The organism is Alcanivorax sp. HI0083 (assembly GCF_001635175.1).
On the sequence record NZ_LWFX01000484.1, the window covers coordinates 1 to 6533 of the forward strand.

General features: G+C 59.6%; 8 protein-coding genes. 4 read left to right on the forward strand and 4 right to left on the reverse strand.

Translation table 11 applies throughout. The annotated features are described in order from the left end of the window. From A3754_RS04960 to A3754_RS04970, 3 genes are all read right to left on the reverse strand, one after another. On the reverse strand, positions 1-506 hold a 506-nt coding region (locus tag A3754_RS04960; protein WP_063518983.1), incomplete at its 3' end, for a YggT family protein. Positions 507-688: 182 nt separating this feature from the next. Beyond that, entirely contained in the window at positions 689-1498 is an 810-nt protein-coding gene (gene proC, locus A3754_RS04965; RefSeq protein ID WP_063518854.1) for a pyrroline-5-carboxylate reductase, read from the reverse strand. A gap of 19 nt (positions 1499-1517) precedes the next feature. Further along, on the reverse strand, positions 1518-2207 hold the full coding sequence (locus A3754_RS04970) for a YggS family pyridoxal phosphate-dependent enzyme (RefSeq protein WP_063518984.1): 690 nt from the start codon (positions 2205-2207) through the stop codon (positions 1518-1520). A gap of 137 nt (positions 2208-2344) precedes the next feature. On the opposite strand from A3754_RS04970, the gene A3754_RS04975 reads away from it, so the two are divergent. The 3 genes from A3754_RS04975 to A3754_RS04985 all read left to right on the forward strand — a co-directional run bounded on the left by A3754_RS04975 (position 2345) and on the right by A3754_RS04985 (position 5187). After that, positions 2345-3379, forward strand: a complete 1035-nt coding sequence (locus A3754_RS04975; protein WP_063518985.1) for a type IV pilus twitching motility protein PilT — start codon at positions 2345-2347, stop codon at positions 3377-3379. Positions 3380-3445: 66 nt separating this feature from the next. Further along, complete coding sequence (locus A3754_RS04980; protein WP_063518986.1) at positions 3446-4567, forward strand: PilT/PilU family type 4a pilus ATPase; 1122 nt, start codon at positions 3446-3448, stop codon at positions 4565-4567. A 194-nt stretch (positions 4568-4761) separates the two neighbouring features. Next, positions 4762-5187, forward strand: coding sequence for a TM2 domain-containing protein (locus A3754_RS04985; protein ID WP_063518987.1), 426 nt, complete (start codon positions 4762-4764; stop codon positions 5185-5187). Between the two features lie 231 nt (positions 5188-5418). On the opposite strand, the gene A3754_RS04990 is transcribed toward A3754_RS04985, so the two are convergent. Beyond that, positions 5419-5625, reverse strand: coding sequence for a SlyX family protein (locus tag A3754_RS04990; protein WP_063518988.1), 207 nt, complete (start codon positions 5623-5625; stop codon positions 5419-5421). A gap of 286 nt (positions 5626-5911) precedes the next feature. Here A3754_RS04990 and A3754_RS04995 point away from each other — a divergent pair, with 286 nt between their 5' ends. Continuing rightward, a complete protein-coding gene (locus A3754_RS04995; protein ID WP_231880487.1) occupies positions 5912-6496 on the forward strand; it encodes a TMEM165/GDT1 family protein in 585 nt (194 codons plus the stop codon). The last annotated feature ends 37 nt before the right edge of the window (positions 6497-6533 follow it).

Here is a 6533-nt window from a genome sequence, read left to right on the forward strand (position 1 = left end):
AGCACAATCAGCGGGCTCAGATCGAACCCGCCCATGGGCGGCAGCATCTTGCGAACCGGCGCCATGATCGGCTCGGTGACCTGCACAATCACCCGGACCACCGGGTTATACGGATCCGGCGCTACCCAGCTGAGAATCACCCGAATCAGCACCGCCCAGAACACATAGTTGAGGATCAGGCTGGCCAGCTCCTGCAGGCTGTAGATCACCAGTTGCCCGCCAATACCCGACGGAAAGCCGCCCACCTGGATGCCGAGGATCAGCACCGCCTTGAGCATGATCAGCACCACCACCAGCACCAGGGACGCCACATCCAGCCCACCGTAACCAGGAATGATCCGGCGTAGAGGCTTGAGCAGCGGATTGGTGGCCTTGAGCACAAACTGGGAGATCGGATTATAAAAATCCGCCCGGGCCAGTTGCAGCACGAAGCGGGTCAGTACGATGAAAATGTAAGCGCTGAAGGCAAAATCCAGCAAAAAAACCAGGGCACCCTGCGGGTTCATGGATCACTCCGTTGCGATGTCTTGACCGGCGTTTAGCCAGAAGCTGGGACAGAGTTTGGGGCAATGGGGGCAAATTTCAAAGGGTGGACAAAAAACAGTAACGAGAAGCGAGTGACGAGTTGCGAAAATCAAGACCACCTTCGGGGTTCGCTTCTCGCAACTCGAAACTCGTCACTCGCCTTTTACCCCGCCAACTCTTCGGACCGCTCCCGGGCAGCGGCGACGGCCGCCTGCACCTGTTCGCGGAAACCCGCTTCTTCGAACACATTCAGCGCGGCAGCGGTGGTGCCACCGGGGCTGGTGACCTGCTGGCGCAGCACATCCGGGCCCACTTCGCTGGTAATGGCCAGCTGAGCGGCGCCCCAGGCGGTTTGCAGCACCATCTGCCGGGCGGTCCCCGCATCCAGCCCCTGGGCCTTGGCTGCTTCGATCAACGATTCCATCAGCAGGAAGAAGTAGGCCGGGCCAGAACCGGACACCGCGGTGACCGCATCCAGTTCTTTCTCTTCGTCGAACCAGAAAGCAATGCCCACAGAGCCCAGGATCTCCCTGGCCATGGCTTTTTGTGCATCGCTCACGTCATCGGCGGCATACAGGCCAGTGGCCCCTGCCTGGACCAGTGAAGGCGTATTGGGCATGCAACGCACAATCGGGGTGCTACCCAACCAGTTGCGCAGGTTGCCTACGGTGACGCCGGCCGCGATGGAGATCACCAGCGGCTGACGCTCAGCAATCAGGTCGCGCAGATCGGTGCACACCTGCTCCATCATCTGCGGCTTTACCGCCAGCACCAGCACGTCGACGCGACTGGCCACGTCGCGGTTTTCCGCGCTCACGTGCACCCTGTGCAGCTGGGCGACTTCGTCCAGGCGCTCTTTGGAGGGATCGCTCATCCAGATACGGGCCGGGCGAATTCCTTTCGCCACCATGCCACCGGCCAGGCTGGTTGCCATGTTGCCGGCGCCGATAAATCCGATTAGTTGTTGTGCCATAACTGCGCAGTCCTTGTTGTCAGGCCTTGGGCGGGCGCGGGCCGAACAGGGCCGTGCCCAGCCGGATCAGGGTGGCCCCTTCTTCAATGGCCACCGCATAGTCCGCGCTCATACCCATGGAGAGCGTATCGAGGGCGGGCATTGTATTGCGCAATTGTGACAGTGTCATGGCGAGCTGTCGGAAGGCGGCACGATTACCGTCATCATTGTCCGCCCGGGGAATCGCCATCAGCCCGCGCAATCGCAGGTTGGGCAAGGCCTCTATCTGTTCCGCCAGCTCGGCCACGCCCGCCAGCGGCACCCCGCTCTTGCTGGCCTCATCATCCACATTCACCTGTATACACACATTCAGCGGTGGCAGATCCGGCCCGCGCTGTTCGCTCAGGCGACGGGCCACCTTGAAGCGATCCACTGAATGGACCCAATCAAAGTGGGCGGCGATATCACGGGTCTTGTTGGACTGAATCGGCCCGATGAAGTGCCACACCAGCCCCCGCCCCTGCAGCGCAACAATCTTGTCCAATGCCTCCTGCAGGTAGTTTTCCCCGAAATGGCGCTGCCCCTGGTCTGCCAGTTGGGCCAGTTCGTCTGCGGTGCGGGTCTTGCTGACCGCCAGAAGCTGCACACTGTGCGGATCGCGGCCTGAGCGCGCGCATAGTGCATTTATTTGCTCATCAATGTGCAGCAGTGGTGATTTGACGTCAGTCATTATTGAACGGCTCAAGAGGTCGGGTTACTTTAGGCATGCGACGAATTTCTGAGTAAGCCGAGATCCGGCTGCCTACATAATAACAAAAGGGTGCTTATGGGCGTCCTTTCCAATACCTGACAACGCAAGTATAAATCATGGATATTACCGAGCTGCTCGCTTTCAGCGCCAAAAACGGCGCCTCTGACCTTCACTTGTCCGCCGGCCTGCCCCCGATGATCCGGGTGGATGGCGACGTGCGCCGCATCAACCTGCCGGCCATGGAGCACAAGGAAGTCCATTCATTGATCTATGACATCATGAATGACAAGCAGCGCAAGGATTTCGAGGAATTCTACGAAACCGATTTCTCCTTCGAGGTACCCGGCGTGGCCCGTTTCCGGGTGAACGCCTTTAACCACAACCGTGGTGCCGGTGCGGTATTCCGGACCATTCCCTCGAAAGTGCTGACCATGGAAGACCTGGGCATGGGCAAGGTGTTCCAGAAGATCTCCGAAATGCCCCGGGGCATTGTGCTGGTCACCGGGCCCACCGGTTCCGGTAAGTCCACCACCCTGGCGGCGATGATCGATTACATCAACGATTCCCGCTACGAGCACATCCTCACCATCGAGGATCCCATCGAATTCGTGCACGAATCGAAAAAGTGCCTGGTCAACCAGCGGGAAGTGCACCGCGACACCCTGGGTTTCTCCGAAGCCCTGCGCTCGGCCCTGCGGGAAGATCCGGACATCATCCTGGTGGGTGAGCTGCGGGATCTGGAAACCATCCGCTTGGCACTGACGGCGGCAGAAACCGGCCACCTGGTGTTCGGCACCCTGCACACCACCTCTGCGGCCAAGACCATTGACCGGGTCATCGACGTATTCCCCGCGGAAGAAAAATCCATGATTCGCTCGATGCTGTCGGAATCCTTGCAGGCGGTGGTATCGCAAACGCTGCTGAAGAAAAACGGCGGCGGCCGGGTGGCAGCCCACGAAATCATGATGGGCACCCCGGCCATCCGGAACCTGATCCGCGAAGACAAGGTGGCGCAGATGTACTCTGCCATCCAGACCGGCGGCGCCCTGGGCATGCAGACCCTCGATCAGTGCCTGCAAGGGCTGGTGCAGAAAGGCCTGATCGCCCGTGACGTGGCCCGCGAAAAAGCCAAGAGCCCGGACTCAATCTAACCCCGAACGCACGGCACCGGTGCCCACTGAGGGCGCCGGCGGAATCAGCACAGGCAGGCCATAAGCATGGAATTCGAAGAGCTTCTCAAATTAATGGTACAGAAAGGCGGGTCAGACCTGTTTATCACCGCCGGCGTCCCCCCGAGCATGAAGGTGAACGGCAAGATCCTGCCGGTGACCAAGAGCGCGCTGACCCCGGACATGACCCGGGACATCGTGTTCGGCGTCATGACCGAACAACAGCGCAAGGAATTCGTCGCCAACCACGAGTGCAACTTTGCCATCTCCGCCCGTGGCGTGGGCCGTTTCCGGGTCTCCGCGTTCTACCAGCGCAACCTGGTGGGCATGGTGCTGCGTCGCATTGAAACCAAGATTCCCAACGTGGACGATCTGCGCCTGCCGCCGGTGATCAAGGAACTGGCCATGACCAAGCGTGGCCTGGTGATTTTCGTGGGCGCCACCGGTACCGGTAAGTCCACCTCGCTGGCGTCCATGATTGGCCACCGCAACAAGAACTCCAAGGGGCATATCATCACCATCGAAGACCCCATCGAATTTATCCACCAGCACCAGGGCTGCATCGTCACCCAGCGTGAGGTGGGCATTGATACCGAGTCCTTCGATGTGGCCCTGAAGAACACCCTGCGCCAGGCGCCGGACGTGATTCTGATCGGTGAGATCCGCACCCCGGAAACCATGGACAAGGCCATCGCCTTCGCGGAAACCGGCCACCTGTGTCTGGCCACCCTGCACGCCAACAACGCCAACCAGGCGCTGGACCGGATCATTCACTTCTTCCCGGCAGACCGCCACGGCCAGCTGTGGATGGACTTGTCCCTGAACCTGAAAGGCATCGTCGCCCAGCAATTGATCCCCACCCCGGACGGCAAGGGCCGCCGCGCGGCCATCGAAGTGCTGCTGGGCACGCCGTTGGTCCAGGACCATATCCGCAAGGGCGAAGTGCACCAGCTCAAGGCGCTGATGAGCAAATCCCGCGAGCAGGGCATGCAGACCTTCGACCAGGCCCTCTACGACCTGTATTCCGCCGGTGAAATCACCTACGAAGACGCCATGCTCCACGCGGACTCCCCCAACGACCTGCGCCTGATGATCAAACTGGGCAACGAAACCGACGCCTCCAGCCTGGACGTGGCCACACGAGGACTGAGCATCGAGGATACGGAGTAGGAGACGCTGCAGGCGGCACGCTTCACGCAACAACGCGGATGAAGCCACCTGCGCCCTGAAAAAAAGAGGCCGCGCCCATCCACCGGGCGCGGCTTACTCATTTCAGAGAAACGCCCGCGTTGCCGCTTTGCGCTTACTACTGAATCCCGCGATAACAAGGACGCTTTTTACTTTACCAACGGAGGGGGAAACCCATGCAACAAGAAAAGGAAACACACCTGACACCCATCGGCTACCTGCTATGGTTTTTTGGCGGCCTGTTTGGTTATCACCGGTTTTACTATGGTCGTCAGCTCACCGGCTTGCTGTGGATGTTTACCCTGGGCGTCTTTTTCATCGGCTGGGTCGTGGACGCCTTCTTGATCCCCAGCATGAATCAGGATGCCAATAATCAGTTCAAAAGCGGCGACACCGACTACAGCGTAGCCTGGGTATTGATGCTGTTTCTGGGCGTATTTGGCGCACACCGTTTCTACATGGGCAAGATGGGCACGGGCATTCTCTACCTGCTGACCTTCGGCCTACTGGGTTTCGGCGTACTCTACGACCTGTTCACGCTTAATGGCCAGGTTTCCGAGCGCAATGGCGAAGCGGCCCGGGCCGAGCCCGTTCCTGCCTAAAAAAACAAGCCACAAGCGGCAACGCGAACTGGCTCCTTTCTAAATGAAACAGGCCGCACCCATCCTTTGAGCGCGGCCTGTTTCATTCTAGCTTCTAGCTTCTAGCTTCTAGCTTCTAGCTTCTAGCTTCTAGCTTCTAGCTTTCAGGAGGATGGTTCACTTCCGGGATCATGCAAGCCTGAACGAATAGCGACGGTTTTTCTTCGCTGGAAGCTCATTGCTCGCAGCTGATCAATAATGCGGCGGCGGGGCGTCTTCGACCTGGGTGGCCTCGAACGCCTCTGACAAATCCATCAGCCGGTCGGCCATCTTCCGGCAGGTTTTTTCCAGCGCATCGATTTGGCGCTGCTGGTCACAGACCACCTTGTTCAGTGACTCCACCAGATCCTCCTGGTAGGCCAGCTTGGTTTCGATATCAAGAAAACGCTCGTCACTCATTGGATCTGCTCTACGGTATAGCTCTTGTGGGAAGCGATGCTCGCATCGCGAACGGACTGCACCATTGTACTTGCCTGCCCGGAATATTGCCGCTATGGTTTGCCCGTCTTGGGGGAGTAGTCGCTCGATCGCTTTTACGCAAAGCCCCTTGGCGGTCATCAACATAGTTGCGCCTCATGCGCATGGTGGCTGCGTCCGCATCCGGGGAGCCTTGACTCCCCCAGGATTGACGAGACCTGAGACATCGCAGGCATTCCGCAGGGGCGGGATTGGCCGGTGATGTCTCTTGTCGTGCAATCCCGCCCCACTGGAACTGTTCATGGAAGCCCTGCTCAGCTCGTTTCTGCTGGTTGCCCTTGGTGAAATTGGCGACAAGACCCAGCTGCTGTCCCTCGCGCTGATTCTCAAATTCCGCAAACCCTGGCCTATCCTCGCCGGCGTGGTCATCGCCACCCTGCTCAACCACGGCGCCTCCGTCTGGTTTGGCGACTGGCTGGCCGATGCCATCCCGATGGAATGGCTGCGCTGGATTCTCGGCATCAGCTTTATCGGCCTGGGCCTGTGGATGTTGATTCCAGACGGCGATGAAGACGTGGATGACAACCCGCGCTTCGGCCCCTTTCTTACCGCGCTGGTGCTGTTCTTTATTGCCGAGATTGGCGACAAGACCCAGCTGGCCACTATCGCCCTGGCCGTTCAGTTCAAGGACCAGTTCTGGCCGGTACTGAGTGGCTCCACCCTGGGCATGGTGGCCGCCAACCTGCCGGTGATCTGGCTGGCGCACCAGTTCGGCAGCAAACAATTCGAGACCTGGGCCCACCGCATCAGCGCGGCGCTGTTTGTCGGTTTCGGGGTCTGGGCGCTGGTGTAGGAACAACTGACGCCTGACGCCTGACGCCTGACGCCTG